This window comes from Janthinobacterium sp. SUN073 (assembly GCF_030397665.1).
Taxonomy (GTDB): domain Bacteria; phylum Pseudomonadota; class Gammaproteobacteria; order Burkholderiales; family Burkholderiaceae_D; genus Janthinobacterium.
The window spans coordinates 53,827-76,733 of the sequence record NZ_JAPUBT010000006.1; the positions used below are offsets into that span (position 1 = coordinate 53,827).

Annotated in this window: 18 protein-coding genes; 1 reads left to right on the top strand and 17 read right to left on the bottom strand. The window is 60.0% G+C overall.

Going from position 1 to position 22,907, the window contains the following annotated elements; all coding sequences use genetic code 11:
* Positions 1-170: 170 nt before the first annotated feature.
* Together O0882_RS17300 and O0882_RS17305 are read right to left on the bottom strand one after the other, a co-directional pair.
* Positions 171-800, bottom strand: coding sequence for an NF038129 family PEP-CTERM protein (locus O0882_RS17300; protein WP_289949952.1), 630 nt, complete (start codon positions 798-800; stop codon positions 171-173).
* A gap of 10 nt (positions 801-810) precedes the next feature.
* A complete protein-coding gene (locus O0882_RS17305; protein ID WP_289949954.1) occupies positions 811-3,834 on the bottom strand; it encodes an ExeM/NucH family extracellular endonuclease in 3,024 nt (1,007 codons plus the stop codon).
* Positions 3,835-4,242: 408 nt separating this feature from the next.
* Here O0882_RS17305 and O0882_RS17310 point away from each other — a divergent pair, with 408 nt between their 5' ends.
* Entirely contained in the window at positions 4,243-4,992 is a 750-nt protein-coding gene (locus tag O0882_RS17310; protein ID WP_289949957.1) for a PEP-CTERM sorting domain-containing protein, read from the top strand.
* A gap of 10 nt (positions 4,993-5,002) precedes the next feature.
* On the opposite strand, the gene O0882_RS17315 is transcribed toward O0882_RS17310, so the two are convergent.
* The 15 genes from O0882_RS17315 to epsE all read right to left on the bottom strand — a co-directional run bounded on the left by O0882_RS17315 (position 5,003) and on the right by epsE (position 22,901).
* Positions 5,003-6,028, bottom strand: a complete 1,026-nt coding sequence (locus O0882_RS17315) for a TIGR03790 family protein (protein ID WP_354670276.1) — start codon at positions 6,026-6,028, stop codon at positions 5,003-5,005.
* A 170-nt stretch (positions 6,029-6,198) separates the two neighbouring features.
* Complete coding sequence (locus O0882_RS17320) at positions 6,199-7,617, bottom strand: mannose-1-phosphate guanylyltransferase/mannose-6-phosphate isomerase (RefSeq protein ID WP_289949959.1); 1,419 nt, start codon at positions 7,615-7,617, stop codon at positions 6,199-6,201.
* Between the two features lie 16 nt (positions 7,618-7,633).
* The gene (locus tag O0882_RS17325; RefSeq protein ID WP_289949961.1) at positions 7,634-8,779 is read right to left on the bottom strand and encodes an NDP-sugar synthase; all 1,146 of its coding nucleotides are present in this window, start codon (positions 8,777-8,779) and stop codon (positions 7,634-7,636) included.
* Positions 8,780-8,929: 150 nt separating this feature from the next.
* Positions 8,930-9,655 carry a WecB/TagA/CpsF family glycosyltransferase gene (locus tag O0882_RS17330; RefSeq protein ID WP_289949963.1) on the bottom strand — a complete coding sequence of 242 codons (726 nt, stop codon included), beginning with the start codon at positions 9,653-9,655 and terminating at the stop codon, positions 8,930-8,932.
* An 18-nt stretch (positions 9,656-9,673) separates the two neighbouring features.
* On the bottom strand, positions 9,674-11,173 hold the full coding sequence (locus O0882_RS17335) for a lipopolysaccharide biosynthesis protein (protein WP_289949965.1): 1,500 nt from the start codon (positions 11,171-11,173) through the stop codon (positions 9,674-9,676).
* 13 nt (positions 11,174-11,186) lie between these two features.
* Complete coding sequence (locus O0882_RS17340) at positions 11,187-12,389, bottom strand: glycosyltransferase (RefSeq protein WP_071078893.1); 1,203 nt, start codon at positions 12,387-12,389, stop codon at positions 11,187-11,189.
* A 45-nt stretch (positions 12,390-12,434) separates the two neighbouring features.
* Positions 12,435-13,502, bottom strand: coding sequence for an acyltransferase (locus O0882_RS17345; protein ID WP_289949967.1), 1,068 nt, complete (start codon positions 13,500-13,502; stop codon positions 12,435-12,437).
* 191 nt (positions 13,503-13,693) lie between these two features.
* Positions 13,694-14,821 carry a glycosyltransferase family 4 protein gene (locus O0882_RS17350; protein WP_289949969.1) on the bottom strand — a complete coding sequence of 376 codons (1,128 nt, stop codon included), beginning with the start codon at positions 14,819-14,821 and terminating at the stop codon, positions 13,694-13,696.
* Complete coding sequence (locus O0882_RS17355; RefSeq protein WP_289949972.1) at positions 14,811-16,097, bottom strand: polysaccharide polymerase; 1,287 nt, start codon at positions 16,095-16,097, stop codon at positions 14,811-14,813. The genes O0882_RS17350 and O0882_RS17355 overlap by 11 nt, the downstream gene beginning before the upstream one ends.
* 57 nt (positions 16,098-16,154) lie before the next feature.
* Positions 16,155-16,868, bottom strand: coding sequence for an exosortase-associated protein EpsI, B-type (gene epsI / locus O0882_RS17360; RefSeq protein WP_289949974.1), 714 nt, complete (start codon positions 16,866-16,868; stop codon positions 16,155-16,157).
* Complete coding sequence (xrtB, locus tag O0882_RS17365) at positions 16,861-17,754, bottom strand: exosortase B (protein ID WP_071078897.1); 894 nt, start codon at positions 17,752-17,754, stop codon at positions 16,861-16,863. Before xrtB ends, epsI begins: the two co-directional genes overlap by 8 nt.
* Before the next feature lie 461 nt (positions 17,755-18,215).
* Positions 18,216-19,316 (bottom strand): glycoside hydrolase family 5 protein, encoded by a 1,101-nt coding sequence (locus tag O0882_RS17370; RefSeq protein WP_289949979.1) that lies wholly within the window; start codon positions 19,314-19,316, stop codon positions 18,216-18,218.
* A gap of 396 nt (positions 19,317-19,712) precedes the next feature.
* Positions 19,713-20,600, bottom strand: a complete 888-nt coding sequence (gene epsG / locus O0882_RS17375) for a chain length determinant protein tyrosine kinase EpsG (protein WP_289949981.1) — start codon at positions 20,598-20,600, stop codon at positions 19,713-19,715.
* Between the two features lie 16 nt (positions 20,601-20,616).
* Entirely contained in the window at positions 20,617-22,026 is a 1,410-nt protein-coding gene (gene epsF / locus O0882_RS17380; RefSeq protein ID WP_289949983.1) for a chain length determinant protein EpsF, read from the bottom strand.
* A 110-nt stretch (positions 22,027-22,136) separates the two neighbouring features.
* A complete protein-coding gene (gene epsE, locus O0882_RS17385; RefSeq protein WP_289949984.1) occupies positions 22,137-22,901 on the bottom strand; it encodes a polysaccharide export protein EpsE in 765 nt (254 codons plus the stop codon).
* Positions 22,902-22,907 lie beyond the last annotated feature (6 nt).

Sequence of the window (22,907 nt, forward strand, 5' to 3'; positions counted from 1 at the left end):
CCTGTGCGCCGCTGGTGGCTACGCACAGGCGGCGCCTGCCTGTCTGATGCATGGCAGGCTACCACGCAGCTTATGCTTAATGCAATCTTTTATTTGCACTAAAAACAACAAAACACCGGAGGAAACCATCAAGTTTGCCCTAGCGCAAATCGTGCGCCGTACCGACAGGCTCACACGGTCTGGCGGCGGCGCAAGGCAAAACCGATCAGCGCCAGGCCGCCCGTCAGCATCATCCATTCCGACGCCTCCGGCACGGCCGAGATCGACGCGATGCTGGCATAGGTGCTGCCGGCGATGCTGGCGGGCAAGCCGCCATTGACCGGCGTCAGTTCGAACTGCACCAGGTTGCCATTCACATTACCCAGGTAAGAACCGGCACTGGCGTCGAGCAAGCCCACGCCAAAGGTCGTGCCCGCGTTGCCGGCCGTGTTCAGGAAGTCGCCGCCGAAGACCACGTTGAATGCGAACTTGCCGCCCAGGGTCACGTTATGAAACCAGTCGTTGTAGGCGCCGCTATTGCCGAAGGTCAAGGTGCCCGGCACGCTGCCGCTGACATTGCCTTCCTGCGACGCCAGCGCGCCGAACGCGCCCGAGAAATTGCTGAGCACGGCACTGGCGCCCGGTGCGGGACTGTTGCCGGCGATAAAGGCAAAATCGAGGAAGCCGGCGCCGGAAAACTGGCTGGTGTCGATTTCCACGTGGTAACTGAGCGTGTTCGCCAGCGCCAGGCTGGAGCTGCCAGCAAGCAAGGCGGCCAGCACGGCGTGGCGCAAGGTACGGTTGAGTGTCGTTGCAAACATGGTGATGTCCTTAGAAGTTGCCGGCGAAGATGCTGGCCGAGTAGTTGATCGTCACTTTCGACGGATTGCTGAAGCTGACGGCAAACGAAGCCGTCGCACCTGGCGCCAGGCTGGCCGCGTTGACGCTGACGTACGCGGCGCCCGCATGGCTGCCCGTGGCGTTGGCCAGGGTCACGCCAGCCGGCAAGCCACCAAACACCACCTGGAACGGGCCGCTGAGCGCGCTCGTGCCCGTGTTGGTGAAGGAAAACGTACCCGTGTATTTCTGCGTCACGCGGTTGACCGTCAGGCCCGAGCTGGCTTGCGCCACGGCGGCCGTGATGTCGCGGTAGGCTGGCTGCAAGTCCAGGCTGACGACGACGGGGTCGTGGTCCGAGGCACGGTAGGGCAAGGCGTTGTACAAGTCTTGCGGCTTGGCCGCATCGATGTTGTAGTCGATCACTTCTGGCTCGTCGGCATTGACATGCCACTCGGCAACACCGGCCACTTGCGGGCTCAGTGCGGCGCTGGCCAGCGCATGGTCGAGGTAGCCGCTCTGGCCGCCAAACACATACGAATACGGCATGCCGGACGGGCGCACGAAACGTTCAAGTTCGTTGACGAAGCCGGCGCCCGTGATGACCTGGATCGGGTCTTCCGCCCCATACGAATTGAGGTCGCCGATGACCAGCACGTCCGCGTCGCCGGCAGTGGCTGCCACTTGCGGCACGAAACTGCCCACCAGCCGCTGCGCCTGCTGCACGCGCGTGGCGTTCCAGCAACTCTGGCTATCGTTGTTGTCCGCGTCCGGCCCGCCCGAAGGGCAGCTGCCCTTCGATTTCAAATGATTGACGATCAGCGAGAATTTCTCGCCATTGCCAGCGCGGAAGGTTTGCGCCATCGGCGGACGGTTGTTGATGGCATGGGCATCCGACAAGGCACCGCCCACCAGGCCCAGCTTGGCCGGCTTGTAGATCATCGCCACGCGGATGGCATCCGTGCCCGTGGCAGCAGGCTTCGGCACCACGGCATAGCTCACGCCGCCGATGGCCGCATTCAGTTGCTCGACCAGGTAGGTGACGGCTGTCTCGCCATTGTTCTGGATTTCCATCAAGCCCACCACGTCGGCGTCGATGGCTTTGAGTTCGGCGACGATCTTGTCGCGCTGGCGCACGAATTCAGCCAGGTTGTCGGCGCCGCGGCAATTGCTCTTGCTTGTCGACGTGCCCAGCGTACAACCCTGTCCCGTCTGGCCAAACACGTTGCTGCCATTCGTAAAGGTCGTGAAGAAATTGAGCACATTGGCGCTGGCCACCTTGACGTTACCAACAGGCAATTCCGGGCTGGCCGCACGCGGGTTGTCGCGCGAAAACTGCGGCGCTTGCGTCGGCTGCAGTTTGTACGCGGCACCGCCACCGCCGATGGCGCCAAAGTCGACCACGCCCGTCAGGTCGGCCACCGTATCGCCGCTGCGCACGGTGCCATCCTGGCCGATATACGGTATCGTCGGCGGTGCAACGAAGATGCCATCATCGAGCACGATCAGGTTGTTCGCATTGGCCGCGATCAAGGCTTGCGCTTCGGCGGAGCCGGCAGGGTAACGGTTGGTCGGCACTTCCCGCCGTCCCGCCGACAAAGTCAATTCGCCGCGCGCGCCCAGGTAGGCGTTCTGCGACACGGTCAAAGGCTGCGTGAAGCGTACCAGCATGCCTTCCACGGCCGCCAGGTTGTCGTTGGGCAAGACCACATTCGTCGGCACGACGGCGTGGCCCGCGCTTTGCGTGAGGATGGCCGTCACGTCTTTCAATTCCGTGTAGGAATTCTTGGCACCCGTGGGCGTATATTCAAACACCGTGCCCGTCACGCGCACCAGTTCGCCTGGCTGCACGCTGGTGGCGGTGCTACCCGTGTAGACAAAGATGCCGTCCGAAGTCGACGGATCGCCGTCGCCGGCCGCATCCTGGATGAAGAAGCCGGTGCCCACATTCAGCGTCACCACGCCTTCGGTCGTCTGCACGGAATTGGCGTACGGGCTGGCCGCGCCGCTGCCCTGGATTTGCGGAATCGTATGGCTGATGGCGGCCAGGCCCTGCACGGCCACGTCCACCTTGCACGAGGCTGTCTGCTGCTGGTCGTTGCTGAAACTGACGGTGACGGGATAATTGCCCACCGGCACGCCAGCGGCCACCAGCAGGCTCACGCTGGCGCTTTCGCCAGCCATGCCGGCAGGGCTAAAACTGGCCAGGCTGATGCCGGCCACGGCGGGCGAACCCAAGATGGCGGCATTGACGACGCCATCGACGTCGGAAGCGCGCAGCACGGCGTTGCCGCCATTGCCCACGGCCAAGGCCAGGCTGGCGGGGCAACTGGTGATGATCTGGTGCACCACGGGGCCGCCGCAGACATTGCGCGGCGAGGCCGTGTTGCGCGGCGTCACGCTGCCGCTGGCGAAGTCCAAGCCATTGTCGTCCGTATCGCTGCAGCCGCCGTTCGCGCGCGCAATCGACAGGGTGTTCGATGGCGCGGGTGCCACATTGCCCTCGAAACCATTGGCCGTGCCGAAGCCGACCAGGTCGATGACGGCTGCGCCCGTGGGGCTGGCGCCCACTTGGGCCGTCTTGCTATTACTTAACAGCACCTTGCCCGTCGTGCCCGACATGGCCTGGCTGCCCGCGGCATCGGGCGTGGGCAAGTCCTGCGTGCCGCCCGCGCCCTTGGCTTGCTGCACGAGCAAATACTGGCCAGGTTGCAAATCGATAGCCGGCAAGGCCGTCACGGACCAGCTCGTACTGGCGGCGGCGCCGTATTGCACGCTCCAGTTGCTCAGGTTCACGGGACTGGCGCCACGGTTGAACAATTCAATGAAATCGTTGCGGTACAACGCACCCGTATTGCCGCCACCACCATACACTTGGCTGATGACAATATCGGAAGCGGCCAGTGCCGGCATGCCCAGCGACGACAGCAAGCCGGCCATGAGGGTCAGGCGCCACGGCGCGGCGCGCAGGGACAGTCCGGGCAATGCAGGGCACGCCGGAGTGTAACTATTTTTCATAAAAATTCCTGGTGGAAATTTAAAGTTCCGGTCTGCCAATACAAGCAGGCGGCGCTGAATTTCAGGCAATAACATTGGTCAATTGAATAGTCTTTTTACTATTAATTCATAGTAATATTCAAGCGTGACGGCTTGATGACAAAAGTTGACGGGAATGCATGCACTTTGCACGTACAGGAATGCCAAGCTGGACTATCACACAATATTTTGTTGCATAAAAGTATGCATAACTGTATGAATTGATAATAAAAATAAACTATGGGAAATTGCGTAGAGTGCAAGTATGCTACCATCTGTTTGCGCTAGATAAACATCTGGCGGCAAACAGCAGCCGCGGCAATGGGCAAACAGCAGAGATAGGAAAGATTGATCATGAGAAAAAATAGTTACCCTTCATACTCAACACTGTTGCTTGCAGGATCTCTGCTGCTGCCCCTGCTGCCGGCCCAGGCGGATACCTACACTGGTTACTATGTCAATCCGCAAGCCGTGCCGCCTGGCAAAAAACCGAATTGCTCGCAGTCCATGCAAGATGGAAACACGAAAGCGCAGGGCCAGGGCGCATCCGGCGTCAGCATGGAAGGCGTGAGCAGCCCATGCAGCCTGTCCAATGGCGATATCAATTACGATGAATTCAAGAATGATGGCGTCGGTCCCGGCCCGGTCAGCAGCGTCGGTGACGATGCCGCCTACCACCGCAGCCTGCCCAGCGACGATGCCAAGACCGGCGTGAAACGCTTGCCATCGGATGCACTGGAGTTCAGCACCGTGAGCAGCCGTCCGCTCGCTTCCATACCTGGCGCCTTGACCAGCACGGGCAAGGACAGTTTCAATGCGGCATCAACGTTGCAGCCATTCGCGCCGGCCGGCTGGGTCGGTTGGCCTGCGGCGAATGCTGGCGGCACCGAACGCCTGGCAGCTGCCAGCTTCGTCAGCCCCGACGCCACTGGCGGCGCTTCCGGCGACCCTGGCGTGTTTGGCACCAATCCGACCGTCGCGGGCGTGACGCCGCCCGTCGTGACGCCGCCCATCGTCACGCCACCAGTGGTGACGCCGGTCGATCCGAATATCCCGGCCATCCCGGAAGCGTCCACTTGGGCCATGCTGCTGGCCGGACTGGCCCTTGTCAGCCTGGCGCTGCGCCGCCGCAGCAGCTAAGTAATACCTGTCAGCGTCGGTATGGCGTACTCAACGGTTCGCCGATGAAGATGCCCTGCGCCGGCCAGGCCACGCTCTTCCAGTACGCCTCGATCGCCGTATCGCCGGACAGATAGCGCTGCAGCAGCACCGTCGGTTGCGGAAACTTCTGCCAGTAATTACACGGTTCGCTAACGCTACCATAACTGGCCGTGGCGCCCGCCTCGAGCCAGCGCAAGCTGCTCATCTGCCCCGTTCCCAACAAGTCGCCGCCATACGACGTCAAATGATCGGCCAGCGCGCCCGGTGCAAACTTGAGCGTGTCGAGCTTGGCCACGCGCGCCATGCCCGTCTGGTAGACCATGATGTCCGTTGCGCCGTCGAGCTCGTCGGCGCGCAGGCGCTTGATGTTCAATTTTTTTGTCGGCAAACGTCCTGCCGGCGGGAAAAACGGCGCACGGCTGTTGCGCGCCGTTTCACCGGTCGTCAAATAATACGCATTCGCTTCCTGCAGGCGAAAACCGGCGCTGACGCCACGCTCGATCAACTGGCGCGCCTGCGCCACCGATTCGGTGGGCAACAGCATGCTCAGGCGCATCTTGTATTGCGCATACGGCAGGCCGTGCGCGGCATTGAAATAGGGGCTGGGCTGGCCCGCACCGCAGCTGCGTGCACACAGTCCCGCATCGACGCCCAAGGTGTAGGCGGAAGTGATGGAATTGCATTCGACGGCGTACGGCGCCGTCCAGACCATCAGCACGGCCTGGATTTCAGGGCTGAGCTGGCTGTCGATCTGCTTTTTCAGAGTGGCGAACTCGACGGCGCTGAGCTTATGCGGACGGTTGGCGATGCGCACGTGAACGATATTGGCTGCCGGTATATTGCGCGCCTGCCGATAATAGTCGGCGATGGCCACGCTATTGGGTTCATCGTCGTTGACCACCAGCGCCAGCTGCCCGGCCGATAGCGCCGGCGACATGGCGGGGGCGACAAACTGGGCGCGGGCGTCGGTCTGCGCCAGGACGCTGGCGAGCAAGGGTAAGAGCAGGTATTTCAAAGCGGAGAGACTGGCCTGTACTGGTCGAAGGGGCAAGAGACGCTTGCGGCATGCTGCTAATCTACCTTGAAAGACTTGGCTTTACCAAGCAATATTGCCGGCAAATGCTGCTCAATGAAAACGTCGGAACGCCAGAACCGTCGCCCTGGCGCTCCATGCGTGCCTAAGTACTAGACGCGTTTGTAGACATCTTCGTAGCGCACGATATCGTCTTCGCCGAGGTAGCTGCCGGACTGCACTTCGATCAGGTGCAGCGGCAGGCGGCCGGGATTTTCCAGGCGATGCGTCATGCCGATAGGAATGTAGGTCGACTGGTTTTCACTCAGCAACTTGACTTCATCGCCGCACGTCACCTGCGCCGTGCCGCTGACGACGATCCAGTGTTCGGCGCGGTGATGATGCATCTGCAGGGACAGCTTGCCGCCAGGATTGACCGTAATGCGCTTGACCTGGAAACGGTCGCCCAGGTCGATGCCTTCGTAGCACCCCCATGGGCGATACACTTTGGTGTGCTGCAAATGCTCGGTACGGCCCGTGCTTTGCAAGTGGGAAACCACTTGCTTGACGCGCTGCACCTGGTCCTTGTGCACCACCAGCACGGCGTCCGCCGTTTCCACCACGACCACGTCCTGCACGCCGATCAGCGCCACGATGCGGCTTTCGGCGCGCACCAGCGAATTGCTCACGTCATCCAGGTACACATCGCCGCGCACGGCATTGCCGGCTGCATCGCGCGGCAAGACCTCGCGCAGCGCGGACCAGGAGCCCACGTCGCTCCAGCCGATATCGGCCGGCACGACCACGGCACGGCTCGTGTGTTCCATCACGGCATAATCGATGGAGTCGGCCGGACAGGCGGCGAACTCCTTCTCGCTCAGGCGGCAGAAATCGAGGTCGCGGTAAGCCAGGCGCACTGCCGCTTCGGTGGCGCCGGCCATGGCGGGCTGGAATTGCGTCAATTCCTGCAAATAGCTGGCGGCGCTGAAGAGAAACATGCCGCTGTTCCAGAAGTAGTCGCCGCTGGCAACAAAACCGGCCGCCGTCTGTGCATCGGGTTTTTCCACAAAACGGTCAATCTGGTAGCACGCTTCGCTGCCTGCGATGGCTGCGCCGCGACGGATGTAGCCATACCCCGTTTCCGGCGCCGTCGGCACGATGCCGAAGGTGGCCAGCGCGCCTTGCGAGGCGGCCTGGAGCGCATTTTCGATGGCCGCATGAAAGGCCGCCCGGTCTTCAATGACGTGATCGGCAGGCAACACCAGCAGGATGGCTTGCGGGTCGAGCGCTTGCAAATACCAGGCGGCGGCGGCGACGGCCGGCGCCGTGTTGCGGCCCACCGATTCGAGCATGATGGCCAACGGTTCGATGGCGATATCGCGCATCTGCTCGGCCACAAGGAAACGGTGCTCGTCGCCACAGATCAGCAACGGTGCCATCATCTCCGGCCAGCCAGCCAGGCGCAGCGCCGTTTCCTGCAGCATGGTTTTATCTGATACCAGCGGCAACAGCTGCTTGGGCAGCGCTGCGCGCGACAGGGGCCAGAGGCGGCTGCCGGCGCCGCCGGACAGGATGACGGGATAAATCTTCATGGTGGACGTCCTCTATTTATTTCAATAATGCAAGTTCAACGGGGTTGCGGCGCTTGCTGCGCCGGTCGCGCGCGTTCGACCATTGATCGGTCAGGCATTCGGACACGTGTTTCATGTCTCCGTTGCGGTCGACACTGTATTCCTTGAAGACGATAACTTCTTCCAGAGCAATGTTCTGCAGCACGCGCGTATATTCAAAAAGCACGCTGCGCACCACGCGCGCACCGGAACAGATATGGCTGCCATGGCCGATCCAGGTGGGGCCGATGATGGTGGCGCCCGCCTCGATCTTGCAGCCCGAGCCGATATACACGGGCCCTTCGATGTGCGTGCCTTCCCACTCTATGCTCGTATTCAAGCCCACCCAGATGCCCTCTTCCAACTGTACACCGGGCACGTCCATGTGGGCCACTTCCCCCATCATGACGCTTTGCGATACTTCCCAGTAATCCTTGATGTTACCGATATCGATCCAGCTGAACGTGCGCGACTGGGCGTAGAAAGGCAAGCCTTTTTCTGCCAGCAAGGGAAACAAGTCCGAGCCGATGTCGAAGACCGTGTCCTTGGGTATCAAGTCCAGCACGGCAGGCTCGAAAATATAGATGCCGGTGCTGACATGGTTCGACAGGGCCGTTTCCTGGCTGGGCTTTTCCTGGAACGCCTTGATGCGGCCATCCTTGTCGCTGACCACCACGCCATAGCTCGACACCTTGTCCCACGGCACTTCGCGCGTGATCACGCTGGCCAGCGCCCCCTTGCGGCGATGCTCGAACAGGGCCGACTGGATGTCGAGGTTGATCACCGCATCACCGCACAGGACGATGGTGGTATCGTCAAAAAAGCCACCGAATTCCTGGATCTTCTTCATGCCCCCGGCCGAGCCTATCGGCTGCGGCACCACCACGCCGGCATCGGTCATATAGCCTTCGAACGAGTAGCCGATCTGCACGCCATACTGGTGGCCGTCGCCGAAATACTCTTCGATCTTTTCATGCAGGTAACTGACATTGACCATGATGTCGCGCACGCCATACTTGGCCAGGTGCTCGATCAGATAGGCCATCACGGGCTTGCCCAGGATGGGGATCATGGGCTTGGGTAAGTCATAGGTCAGCGGGCGCACGCGCGTCCCCTTTCCTGCGGCCAAAATCATTGCTTTCATTTCACGCTCCAATGTCTATGGGGACGCCGAACTCTGCGTGCGCCTACCCGAAGCGATAGAATATCACCAATTTGGCAACACTATTACCTTTTTCATATTATTTTTTGCGCATTGCAACATGCCAGACTGCCATCTTTTGTGGCGACCGCGTCAGCGGTACCTGGCGCATTCGCGCAGGAATACCAGGATGTCCCAGGTATAGCGGCGCAGCAGCCGGCGCGGCTCTTGCAGCAGACGGTAAAACCATTCCATGTGGATGCGCTGCACAAAAGCGGGCGCGCGCCGCTTGCCGCCGGACCAGAAGTCGAACAGCGCGCCCACACCCACCAGTACGTTGGCGTCCAGGGCATCCTGATGTGCGAGTATCCAGCGCTCCTGGATAGGGTTGCCCATCGCCACGAGCACGACCTGGGCGCGCGTCGCATTGATTTGCCGCACCAGATCGGGCGCACTGCCGATGCCGGCATGGCCATCGCAACTGCCGACGACGTCCTGCCCCAGCACGGTGCGCACATGCGTCACCGCCTTGGCCAGGATGTCGGGTTGCGCGCCCAGCATGAACACGCGCAGCGGCTGCGCGCTTTGCTCGAACAAATACGGCGTGAAATCGGTGCCATTCAGATTCGCGGCGAAACGGCGCCCCTGCATCAGCCTGGCGGCGATATCCATGCCGACACCATCGTTGACGATGAGGTAGCGGCGCGAGGAGTCAGCTTCCAGTACGAAGCGGTTCTTCACGATAAAGTTGGTATTGGCAAAAAACAGCGCCGTCTTTTCCCCGCGCGCGATGATGCCCAGCAAGTGCTGCGCCAGCCACTCGCGCGTCGTGCTCAGCACGGGAAAACGGCTGATGTTGATGGTTTCTGGTGCTTCCATGGTGCTTGTGCGCCTCCTTCAATCCGCGGCCGCGCCGCGGTGCTTCAAATTACGTAATTGCCTGAGCAGTGAGAATGGATCAAAGCCCCCTGCCGTGCCGCGCAGCGCGCGTCCCAGCAGCAGCATCGGCAGCAGGTAGGCGATGGCGCCGGCAAACAGGGCCAGCACCAGCAGCACGATGGCGCTGCCCTGCCACCAGCGCGCCATCGCGTACAAGGTCAGCAACAGTGCCGCAGCGCCCGCCAGGACAGGCTGCAGCGCCACCAGGAAGGACGTCCAGGGCAAATCCATGGCCTTGCATGCCAGGTGCTGCGACCACGGCAACATCAGCAGGTAGGCGGCGGCAAACGACAAGCTCATCGCCAGCAAGCCATACTGGCTGAAGCAGGCGGCCAAGATCACGGCTAGGCTCAGCTGCAAGATACCGAGCAGCGGCGGCCAGCGGCTGTGTCCCAGGGCAAACAGCACATAGTTGTTCAGTTCCGCGACCGAAGAGAGGCAATACAGCAGTGCCAGCGCGGCGATGGTGCTACTGGCAGGCAACCATTTCTGGCCAAATACCGTTGCCACCAGCGGCTCGGCCAGGGCGGCCTGGAACAGCAGCATGGGCAGCATCAGGAACAGCATCATCGCCAGCAATTGCAGATAAGCCTGGCGCAGCTGCTCGGGCTTGCCGCTGGCGGCGGCGAACACGGGCAGCGACACGCGCAGCAGCGACGCCGTGATGACCAGGTACACGGCCGACGTCAGGCGCTTGGCCAGGTTGTACAGTCCGGTCGCATACGGCCCCAAAAAGATACTCACCAGCAAGGAATCGCCATTGCTGTTGGCAAAGGACAAGATGCCGGAGACGCTGACCTGGCGCACATCATGCCAGTAGCGGCTGGGCCGCGCGCGCCACGCCAGGCTGGGCAGCCAGCCGCTTTGCAGCACCACCAGCAGCAGCGCCAGCCCGGCCGCCATCACTTGCTGCACCACCAGCGACATGGCGCCCCAGCCACGGAAGGCCAGTGCAATGCCGAGCACGCCACCCAGCATGACGGACACGGTGGAGCGGATGGCCAGCTGCTTGAATTTCATCTGCCGCACCAGCCGCGCTTCATATGAACGCACCATGCCGAAGAACAGGATGGAGAGGCTCATGCCTTGCAGCACGGGCGCCAGCGATGGTGCGCTGAACAGCGCCGAGACGGGGCCGGCGCTCAGGAACATGCAGGCGCACAGCAACAGGCCGGCTGCCGTGCAGCGCCAGAACAGAGCCGAATAGGCGCCGTCATCGGGTTCTTTCGCGCGTATCACGGGCATGGCCAGTGCGTCGAGCACGACCAGGCGCGAGAACAGGATGAACAAATGGGCAATCGTCAACAAGCCGAATTCGGCAGGGTTGAGCAGCCGTGCCAGGATGGCGAAGATGATGAAGGACAAGCCCTGCTGGGCCAGATTGTCGAGCACGGCCCAGAAGGAGCCGGACGCCATGCCAGGCGCCTTGACGTTGCCTTCGGCTTTGCTCTCGCTCATGCTGCTGCCCCGCTCACGGACGTGCCTTGTAGCTGGCCACGGTCGCGCTGACGAAATCGCTGATGCGCGCGGCTATCGTGCCGATATCGAAGCGGTGCGAATGCTGCAGCGCATTTTGCGCCAGGCGCATGCGCGCAGGCTCGTCCGGTTCCAGCACGTCGCGTAACAAGGTGATCAGTTCGTCGTGCTGGCCCGAGGCAAAGGTGTAGCCATTCTCGTTTTCACGGATGCTCTCGGCGATGCCGCCGGAACGCGCGCAAATGACGGGCACGCCGTAAGCCAGCGCTTCGACGACGATGCGGCCAAACGGCTCCTTCCACTTCGACGGCACCACCAGCACGTCGAACAGCGGATAGACGTCATCGGGCTTGACCCAGCCCATGAACTCGACGTCGGCATCGCCGAATTTTTCACGCAGGCTGGCCACATACGCTTCGTCCTCGCCCGTGCCGCCGATCAGGAAGCGCACATTGCTGTTCGGCCCCATCAGGCGCGCCGCATCGGCCAGCACGTCGACACCCTTGTGCGGCGCCAGCACGCCCATGTAGCCAACAACCAGCTTGCCGTCGCGCGCCTTCGGCACCCGCCCCGCGATGGGGAACACGGGACCGGGAATGACGGCCGAAGTGGCGTGCTTGAAGTAGCCCAGTTCCAGATGTTGATCGACAACAAAACGCGTTTCGCCAAAGACCCCGTCCACCAGGTGCGACATCGGTTTCTTTCCCACTGACAACACCTTGCAACTGCCGCACTGGCCCGTGCAATTGGCGCCGTTCTTGAACAGGCCGCCACGCCAGCAAGCCAGAAAGTAACTCTGAATGACGTGTACCACGGGCACCTTGTGCATGCGCGCCAGCAACCAGGTTGCCACATTGATGTTTTCAATGCTGACCGTCATGACGACGTCGGGCCGGAAAGCCTTGACGTGCGGGCGCAAGCGCCAGTAGGCGCGCGGATTGAAATTTTCCAGCACATGCCACAACATCTTCAAGGCTGCCGGGCGTTTGGTAAAAAAGTAGTCCCAGTACACATTCGGCGAGCGCATGATATGCACTTCCACGCCCTTGTACTGTTCCACGCCGGCGGCGTCGCCGACAGTGACGACGCGCACCTCGTGTCCCTGGGCCAGCAAGCCGCTGGCGATCATGAACGAGCCTTCCGGCCCGCCCCCTTTGCCGCGGGGAGGAAAGGCGGCACACACAAGCAAAATTTTCAAGTCGGCGCTCGATCAGTAAAAAGAGAGAAAAAAATGGACATGGCGTCAGCCCACGGTCGCCCTGTTCTTGACGCCCAGGCGCGTGAACATGCCCTCGATCCGTCCGGCGTACTTCTTGCCGAGGTTTTTCACGGCCAGTGCGCAATAGCGTTCCACTGTATAGAAGTACAGGGTCGCCAGCGCAATGATCAGCCCGAAAGTCAGCGCGACGACGACGGGATGGGCAATCTCGTCCGGATACAGTTTCTTGACCCAGTACAGCACTGGCATGTGCAGCAGGTACAGTGAAAAACTCAGGCTGCCCATCAGCCGCAGCAAGGGATTGCCGAACAGCAGGCGCGCGCTGAGGGAGTCAAAGGAAAAGGCGAAAATAAAGAAGGCCACCAGCACCGCCATCGCCAGCGTACTGAGGTTGTCATGGGTCATGCGCTCGCTGAGCTGGATGATGCCGCATTCGACGCCCAGGAAAAGCAGCAACAAGCTCACATGGATGATATTGATCAACTGCGGCTGGTGAAATTCAATGTGCATCTTCCGGCGCACCACGCCGGCCAGCACGCCAAAGGCAAAGTAGTGCAGATTGGCGCCCACAAACGTGCCCGGCAGGCTGCGGCGCAGCAAGATCAGCAGCACGCAGGCGAAGACGATAAAGATCAGTGGCATGGCATTCTTGCTCGACACATAGTGGGCCGTCGCGCTCCACAGCAGCAGGAACAGGACGTAGAACTGCACTTGCGGGCCTATCGTCCAGAAGACAGACTCGTTACCAATGAACAACAGATGACGCAGCAAATTGTGCGCGCCGATCTGATACTCGAACTGCGGGTCGAAGAACGTGAAGATGACGAAGGACGCGAGGATCGTAAACAGGTAGGCGGGCGCGATGCGCGTAAAGCGCGCCAGGCTGTAGGCGGTAACGTCCTCGGCACAGAATTTCTTGTCGAGATACAGGTAAGACAAGAGAAAGCCGCTGAGCGAGAAAAAAGTCATCACGCCCAGGTTATTGAAATGGTGCGACAGGCGCAAAAATCCTTCGCTCCCCATGTGGGCATAAATCACCATCAGGGCGGCAAAACCGGCCAGGCCGGAGATTGAATCGATTTTCTTGTTCACTGAGATAGCTCACCGGTTATGAAGGAAAAACATAGCCGTCTCGGCTGCCCCTGCGATCGATGCGTCAATACACCGCCGCGCAGCACTATTATAATTAAATTAATCTTTATTGTCCGCACATTACGACATGCAGCTTGAAACAATTACCGTTTACACTACAGTACCGGTAAGGAAAAATCTTTGACGCCAGCTTATTTTCGCTTGCGCAGCAGTTCTTCATAGATGGCCACGTAGCGCCCGCCGATATGATTCCAGCTGTACTGCTCGGAAAAATGCTGCAATTGCATGCGCCGCGCCGCGTACGCATCCTGGTCTTGCGCATGCGCGGCGGCAATTGCCGCCACCGTCTGCGCCACGTCGCCAGTGTGCAAGATACCGAGCTGCGCCTTTTCCAGCAGCTTGCGAAATGGTGGAATATCGCTGAGCACGGGCGTCAAGCCCGCACTCATCGCTTCGATGGCGGCAATGCCAAAGCCTTCATGACGCGACAGGCAAATATAGTAGCTCGACTGCGACATCAGCTCGGCCAGTTGCGCATCGCTGGGATTGGCGACGATGCTGACGCGTTCGGCAATCCCCTTCTCGCGCGCCAGCGCTTCCAGGTCGGCGCGGCTGAGGTCATACTCGCGCCCGGCAATCACCAGGCGCCATTCAGGATGGCGCGCGGCCAGTCCGGCAAACAGGTCCAGCGTTTCCTTCAAACCCTTGTTCGACGACCAGCGCCCAAAATACATGATGCACGGCAACTTCGTCGCGGAACCCTTCGCGTGGTACTTCTCCACATTGACGCCGTTTTCAATCACCGTCAGGCGCGGCGCCTTGATGATCTTGCCGAACAGATTGCCATCGTTGTCGCTGGTGCCGACCACGCGCGCATAGGCGTGCGAGGTGGCGCGCGTGACGGTATGGAAGAAGATCGTCTTCAGGCGCGAGGCAAAGCTGGTATGGAAGAAGCCGCCATGGGTGGAGGCAACCAGCGGACGTCGGTGCAGCCACTTGGTCGCGGCCAGGTAATCATAGGCAAAATCGACGCCATGCACGTGCACCACGTCATAATCGCCCAGCAGTCGCACCACGCTGGGCGAGAACGGATAGCGCGTGGAGCCCGAGTAGGGAATGCGGATCACGCGCACGCCATTGACCACCTCTTCTGCCGGCAGGATGTCGGCCGGGTTCACGAATACGCGGTTCAGCGTGATGATGGTGGGAATGTGGCCGTGGCAACGGGCTTGGTAATGGGCAATATTTTGTACGACATCTTCCATGCCACCGATCGATGGATAGTACTGGCGAACAACATGTGCAACTTTAATCGGCATAATGGGCTTTCCCGGCAACAAATTGGCCGGAGCGCAACGGAGAGGCCAGCCATTTCTTGTCGCGCACGGCGCAACAACCGAGCAAGAACCAGAGGACGCCGGCCGACTTCAGCGCGAACAGGGAGGTACCGCTGATGCACAGGATCAGCGACATATAGATAACGATGTAGGTACGGAAGCGCTCGCCGTGTTCGTCGCGCATCTTGATCATCCACAGGCCGATCCACAGCACCACGCAGCCAAACAGGCCAAAGCGCGTCAGGATGATGGAATAGCCCATATCGCCGAAGTTGATGTTGTAGCCGGCCAGTCCGAAAATTTCCGCCGTGCCGAAACGCACCATGGTAATGCCGCTCGAATACAAGCGACCAGGAATGTTGTCACTGTAGCGCCCATCGTAGTACAGGCCGAACAGGATCAGGATGACGCCGCACACGAAAGGCAGGATCATCACCAGGCGATTGCCGCGTCCCGAGAAGAGCAGGCGCATCAGCACCATCAAGCCCACAGTCACCAGGCCATAGCGCGAATCGGCCAGGGTGATCATGATGGCGGCGGCGCCGAGGAAAAAGGCCATCGAACGCCATTGCTCGCGGCCCTTGGACAAGCCCCATGCGGCCACGATTACGGCAAAGTTGCCGAGCGAGACAGGTTCGAGAAATACGGACGAGACGCGATGGCTGCCCAACAGGAAAGGCAGGATGGTGCGGCCGATGCCTGCCGGGCGGATGCCGTTCAGTGCCAGGGTACTGCCTTCAGCCCAGTTGGTACTGGTCGAGATATTGCCTTGCGCCAGGTAATACGAATACACATTGAACAGCTTGGAATACACATCGACCAGCAGCAACTCGAAGAAACCCACCGCCAGCACGATATAGATAATGATTTTCAATAGCCGGTCGGCGAATTTCTCGTCACCGAAATTGCGCCCAAGAAAATAGAAGAGCACCAGGATGATAATGTCGCGGAAACCCTTGGGATCGAGCGAACTGCGCAGCAAGGCCAGCAGCAGCAAATACGAGGCGATCAGGGTCAGGATGGCCACGAAAGACAGTTCGATGCGGCGCAACAGCAGCACGGCACAAGTGACGTAGATGCACAGCTCGGAAAACGCCACCAGCGCCGTCGATGCCTTGAAGAAATGCGTGTGCACAAAGCACAGCACCGCCTGGTAAACCGTGGCGGCGATCAGGATGGCCAGCAACAAATGGCGCTTGTTGCTCTCCTCGCCAGCGTCGGGCTGGCTGGCGTGGGGGGTGCGGGCGTAGAGAGTCATGCTTGTTTCATCATCGGTTAATAAGACAGATTGGTCAGGCTGCACGCCGTGGTATTGCTAGTCATCGAACTTGCCGGCCAGTTTTTCCGTCGGCGTCTTGCCGATATGGGCAAACAGGGCATTGACGAACTGATCCTGCAACGCATATGCCGCCGTCTTGTCGGCCTGGATGCTCGAGACGCGGAATAGCAAGCCATCGGGCACCTTGCCGCCCAGGCCATAGAACAGCTGGAGCAGCTTGCGCCCCACGCCAGGCAAGGTGGCGCGGTCGCCAACGGTAACCCAGTAGGTAATCGGCTCATTGCGGCTGCCACTGACTGCCACCAGGCGGCGCACGGGAATGTTGCGCTCGGCCACCTTCAGCGTGCCCACGTCATTGCTGGTGATGGCAAAGCCTTGCGCCGTATAGCAAATTTCGGGGCGGTGTGCCTGCGTCGCTTCGCCGCGCTGGTCATCGCCATAGGCGACCGACAGCAAGATGCGTTCGCCAGCGGCGTTCACATAGGTGCGCGCCAGCGTTTGCGTGTAAATCTTCGCCAGCGCAGCCTCGGCTTCCGGGTTGACCACGGCGGCTGCCGCATCGCGCTCTTCATGCCACTCGCCAAACTCGGCCGGCACCAGCGCCGTCAGGTCCAGCGTGGGCTTGCCTTCGGACATCTTGACCGTGGGCGTCACTATCTTCGTCAGCACCGAGGTCGATACCATCAGCACGCCCAGCAGCAGGCCCGCGAACAGCGTCTTGCGCTGCATACCTTGCAGTGTATCAAGCATGTTTTTTCTCCCGTCGCTGCACATACGACTGCAACAGCCAATCAACGCCCAGGATCAGCAACAGGGCGGATATGAACAGCACCATGCCGGCAAAACCATGCAGGAAGCCCTGCCCTGCCGCGTCGCCGAAATAATACGTAATCAGGGTCAAGGTCATCACGCGGATCACATTGGCCGTAAAGGAAATCGGCACGATCAGTACGGCCAGCACGCCGTTGCGCAGGGCAGACGTATGGCGCACCAGATTGAGGTAGAACAAACCCAGGGCTTCAAGCGTAAACAGCGTGTGCAAACCGGCGCAGGCATCTGCTACCATCAACTGATATTGGCCCATCTGCAAAATCACGCCGCTGCGGGCGATCGGATAACCAAGGAAAAACAGCACATGTTCAGTGACATACGACACAGCCGTCTTCATCGGCATCGTCAACATCGCCACCAGGATGCCAGGCAAGGGAATCATGAACAGCATGAAGAACAGGGGAAACCACATGATGCGCAAGGCCAGGGTACCGCGCTTGATCAGCAGCACCGCAGCCAGCAGGACGATGTAGGAGCCGATTTCAAAGATGGAAAACTGTTGCGAGCGGCCCAGCACATACATGACCAGGCCCACCACGGCGACGACCCAGCCTGCCTTGGACGAAGGCTGGCCTTCGGTTCTTGCCATCATTTCCGGCCACTTGCGGTACAGCAGCCAGGTCGACAGCACGAGGATGATCGGGCCATGCGCCTGCTCCTCGCTCATCCACAAGCCAGTGATCAAGTCATAAAAGGACGGGACGTACAGGGCCAGCAAACCGACCACGACCGGTCCCCATTCGGGAATGGCGGCCTTCCACCACGGTATCACGGCGCCGCGCGAGCTTAAGGAAGAGGTTTGCATTACTACCCCATGAATGACTGTCGTATCAAAAGCGCCTGCCTTACCGAATGGTACAGCACCGCATCGTTGGCATCGGTTAAACCTCGGCCTATCGTATTTGCAAGATAGCTCCCCCAGAAACCTTTAAAGGATAAGAAACTATTTTAACAAAACATTAAGATTATAACGGAGCCGCGACGCTGGTCAAGCTGAAATACCGCATTTGGGCAGGCTATTTTTTCGTCCACGCGAAAATATTGGCAAAAGAGACAAATCCCTGTGCAATCAATCACTTGCCATACGGAAAAATGATTCTCTTGGTCAACTTTAACCTGCCGCAGCTGCCACGACGGAAACGGACTTACACGAACGGTAACACGCGTACTTCAGCGGCAAGCTCCGCGATAAAACGGGGCGCATGACCGCTCCAACTGGCGCAACCATGCGTGCGCAACAAGCGACGTGGCACGCTACGCCACGGTCTATTTTTGCCACTCGGCCTGCAGCAGGGTCAGGGAATTGCGCGTCACGCCCACGACCGGCTGCACACTGAAGATATAATTCTTGCCCCACCACGCGCCCGCTGACCAGTACGTCCAACCGGCCCATGGAGCATTACGCATCGACGTCAGCGCCGCCTGCAAGGTGGGCCGACACTCTGGCGTGTCGGCAACGCCAAATTCGCCCATGAACACACTTTGCTTGTTGGCCACGGCCCAGACCCTGACCTTTTCGAGGATATCAGTCAGCTTGGCCGGTGAGATGCAATCGGCCTTGGTTCCCGAGTAATTCGAGTCGACATACTGGTGCACCTCGATCAAGGTGCGCGCCAGCGGGTCTTTCACGCTAGCAAAAGTCGTGGCGTTGGACACGCCGTCGCGCGGCGTGGCCCAGTCATGCGCGCCACTATAGGTACCGCCAGCAATGACGACCAGGTGTTTCGCGTCATTTTCACGCAATTTTGCCAGCGTGGCCTTGGACGTTTCGCCCCATTGCCTCAGGCTCGTCAGCACCGGCTCGTTCATGAGTCCAAGCGCGACCGTATCAACATCAGGGAAAGCTGCACTCATGCGTACCCAGAAATCGGCGAAGTCCTCGGTCGTGGCGCCAGGGCTGCCCAATGGAATATTGTTGTAGGCACCATAGTTATGCGCATCGAGCAACACGCACATGCCGCGCGATTTTGCCGTCTCCACCACCTTGGCAATAAACCTGAGCTGTGTCGGGTCGAGCGGACCGCCCGCGACAGGCTGCAAGCGTTCCCAGCGGAACGGCAGGCGCAGCATGTTCGCGCCCAGATTGGCAAAGTAGCTGATATCGCTCGCGCTCGGATACATGAAATCCTTGAATACGGTACCGGGAATCTTGGCACCATTGAATTCTGCCCCGGCCAGATTGACGCCGCGCAAGGGCGCCTTGTCCAGGCAAGTGGCGCCGGCAGGCACGGCAACGGCCATCGCCGCGGCCAGCAACACGCCCAGCGCGCCCCGACGCAAACGTCCTGCACCCGTCATGGCGCTGCCGGCATCTGGCCCCCTGTGATCGCTGCTCAATTGTCGGACTGTTTCGAACAGAAATTTCATGTTGCCATCCCTCTATTGTGGAAATACATCGTTTGCCACTATACATTTCCCATCCTTGCTGGCGCAATAGAAACCAGGCCTGGCTTGATGTTGAGCATGGCCTCGCCTAGTCAATACGTGCATCGTGTTGCCACCGGCGAGCATTCCCCCTATCCGATCGCAAGCGGCCATACTTGCCGAGCGACGGCCCGTTCAAGCAGCAATAGTTTAATCATAAGCGGTAATTGATACGACACCAGGCCAAGCCGCTCTATTTCATCACGAAAAGAATGCGTGTGCCGCTTGTTCACATCATGAAAATGGCCGCACATGGCGGCCGAGCAAATTCGGGGAGAGGAAGCATGCATATCATGCCTGCTTAGGCACGATATGCACAGGGGCAGCGATAATGCGGGGTTAAAACTCTTGCATGACGGTACCGACAATTTCAACACCGTTACGCTCCAGCTGTTCGGCGAAGGTTGCCAGATCGGCCAGTCCAGTGGCATTCTTGCGCGCCACCAGCAAGGCGCCGCCCGCGCGCGCGGCAACGGCCAGCGCGTCCGAGCCGCTGGAGAATGGCGCGACGTCGTACAGCACCACGTCATAGCGCGAGGCGACTTGCTCGTTGAGTGTGGCAAATGAAGTGCGGCTAAGCAATTCCTGCGGATTCGGCGGCAAGGTGCCCGCGCTCATGACCGACAGGGCAACAAACGAATCGATCTTGGCGATCGCGTCCAGGTCGCCGCGGCCAGCCAGCAGGTCCGACAGGCCCTGGCGCCCTTTCAGGCCGAAGAATTCCTGCTGTTGCGGCGCGCGCAAGTTCGCATCGACCAGCAAGGTTTGCTCGCCGAGCTGGGAAAAGACCACGGCCAGGTTGGCGGCAAAGATGGCGGCGCCATCGTCCGCATTGATACTCACCACCACCAGCGCCTTGTGGCCGCGCGCGAACCAGCGCAGCATCAGCTGGCTGCGGATGGCGCGCAAGGTTTCGACTTGCTGGCCAAATGGCTCGTACGCGGCAATCAGCTTGTCCGAAAAATTGCCGGTGCCGCGCGGCAGGTAGGGATAATTGAACTGGCGCGCGAGTACCTGCTCGATATCGGCTTCGGTGATCAGGCCCAGGCGCTGCGCCGCTTCACCAAAACGGATGCCCAGTTCCTTCTGCATGCGCAGCACGCGTTCGGCATTTTCCGGCGTGATCTTGCCCGACTCCAGCAGCAAGGCGCCCATGCTGGAATCGCCAACGTGCGCAGTGTGGGTGCCAGGTGCTGGTACATGACCAGCCAGTGCAGGATGATTCATTGTGTTTCCTATCGAATTAATTCAAACGCAAGCGGCTAGACAACACCGACTTCAGGGACTTGAAGCGGCGGCGCTTCGGCGCTTGCCAGGCGATCACGCCCAGCACCGGAATTTGCAGCGCATCGAACAGATCGCGTTCGGAGCGCACGCGGCGGTCCAGCATTTCCAGCAGAATACTCAAGCCCAGGCCCAGCAAGCCGCCAAAGAAGAAGGCAAGCACGGTGTTGAGGATGACTTTCGGCCCCGCCGGCACAACCGGCGGCACGGCAGGATTGAGGATAGAGATATCGGACTGTTCGGCCTGGCCTTCGATGCTGGTCTGCGAAAAACGCTGCGACGTGGCGTCGTAGGCGCGCTGGGCGCTTTCGACATCCTTCATCAACACGCCCATTTCATCGCGCGTGCGGTTCAGTTCCAGCACCTTCGTTTTTTGCGCCGCAAGGGCGCCACGGATGGCACCTTCGCGCTGCTGCAAAATCTGCGCATTGTTGCTCACGCTGCCTGCAGTGACCTGGATAGCCGCTGCCAGGTCGCTGCGCAATTTATCGAGTTCCGCCTTGGCGCTGATGTATTGCGGGTGGTTCTGCGACAGGCGCTGTGAAATCTCGGCAAACTTCGATTCGGCCGTGCCGAGGGCAATCTTCAAATTCTGGATCATCGGATTTTGCGCCACATCAGGCGATTCGAGCGACGATGCGCCTTGCGCCATGCGCTGGCGCGAGGTCGCTTCCATCGACTGCGACTGCGCCATCACCAGTTGCTGCGACAAATCGTTCAGGCGGTTCGATTCCACGTCGACGCGGTTATCCAGGCTGACGATGCCATTTTCCTGCTGGTACTTGGACAAACGGCTTTGCGTTGCTTCCAGCACATCGCGCATCTGGCGCGTCTGGTCATTGAAATAGGCCGAGGCTTTTTTCAAAGGCTCGACTTTCAACTGAATGCTGACGCGCTGGTACTCTTCCGCAAAGGCATTCGCGATGGCGGCCACGAAATTCGGGTCCGAACCGCTGAAACTGATTTCCACAACGCTACTTTCACGCGAAGGTACGACCTCGAGTTTTTTCAGCAACAGATCGGCCAGCCAGTCACGCACCGCGCCCTCGCCGCCCGTGGCAGCGTTGAACTGGGCGATGACGGCAGGATTTTGCGCCAGCTTCAGAGAATCGACGACATGCAGGGCAACGTTCTTGCTGCTGATGATATCGATTTGCGTCGCCATGTAGCCGGCCATCAGTTGACCCGGCATTGCCAGGCCCGTGACGGTATCGACGCCCTTGTAGTTGAGCAACACGGATGCCGTGCCCTTGTACGTCTTGGGCAGGAGCAGGCTGATCGCCAGCGTTGTCGCCACCACGATCACCAGGGTGATCCAGATGACGCGCTGGCGAGCGCGCAATATCAGTAAAAACTGGGAGAAATTCATAGAAACCGTCTCATATCATCGCAAAACAATTGGTACAAAATAGGCAGCAAACCTGCCACCATCACTTGGAACCTATCCCAGCAGAAGACGCTCACTGCTGGAATAGGCTCTTAAAACCAGCTTTCCTTCACATACACCACGTCGTCGCTGAGCAGCAGGTCATCGTGCTTGGCATCGATGATCTGCAACTTGCCGTCCGCCCCCCGGCGCTTGATGCGGATGTTGCGCTCGGTGCCGCGCTGGGTCAGGCCACCACCGGCCGACAGCGCCTGCAGCACCGTCATCGAGCGCTCCAGGCGCATGGGGCCTGGACGTTGCACTTCACCATAAATATAGATGCGTGGAGCGCGTTCTACAAATACAACATCGTTGGCGGCCAGATCAAAATCGCGGTTCAGGTCGGAAGTGCGCACCATTTCCACGACATCGACGACATCGGTAGTGGTCTTGCCATCGCGTTTGCGGATCAGGCTGACCGTATCGCCGCCCTCGGGACCGATGCCACCGGCCAGCGCCAGCAAGTCAAGCAGGCTGCGGCGGCCATCGACCGGATAACGGCCCGGTCGGTTCACCTGGCCCAGCACCGACACTTGCTGACTTTGCAACAAGGTAACGATGATATTGACTTGCGGCTTTTTCACAAAGCCGCCCGTTTCGAGCTTGTTGGCAATTTTCTTTTCCGCCTCGGCGACGGGCATTTTCATGACGTTGATCTGGCCGATCAAGGGGAACGTGATGTCGCCCGCTTCGCTGACGCGCGTTTCCACGCCCAGATCCGGGTTGCCGTAGACGGAAATCTTCAGCACGTCGCCCGCGCCGAGCACGACTTCCCCGGCATTGGCACTGCCCAGCGTGAAGGCCAGCAGTGAAGTCATTATCAA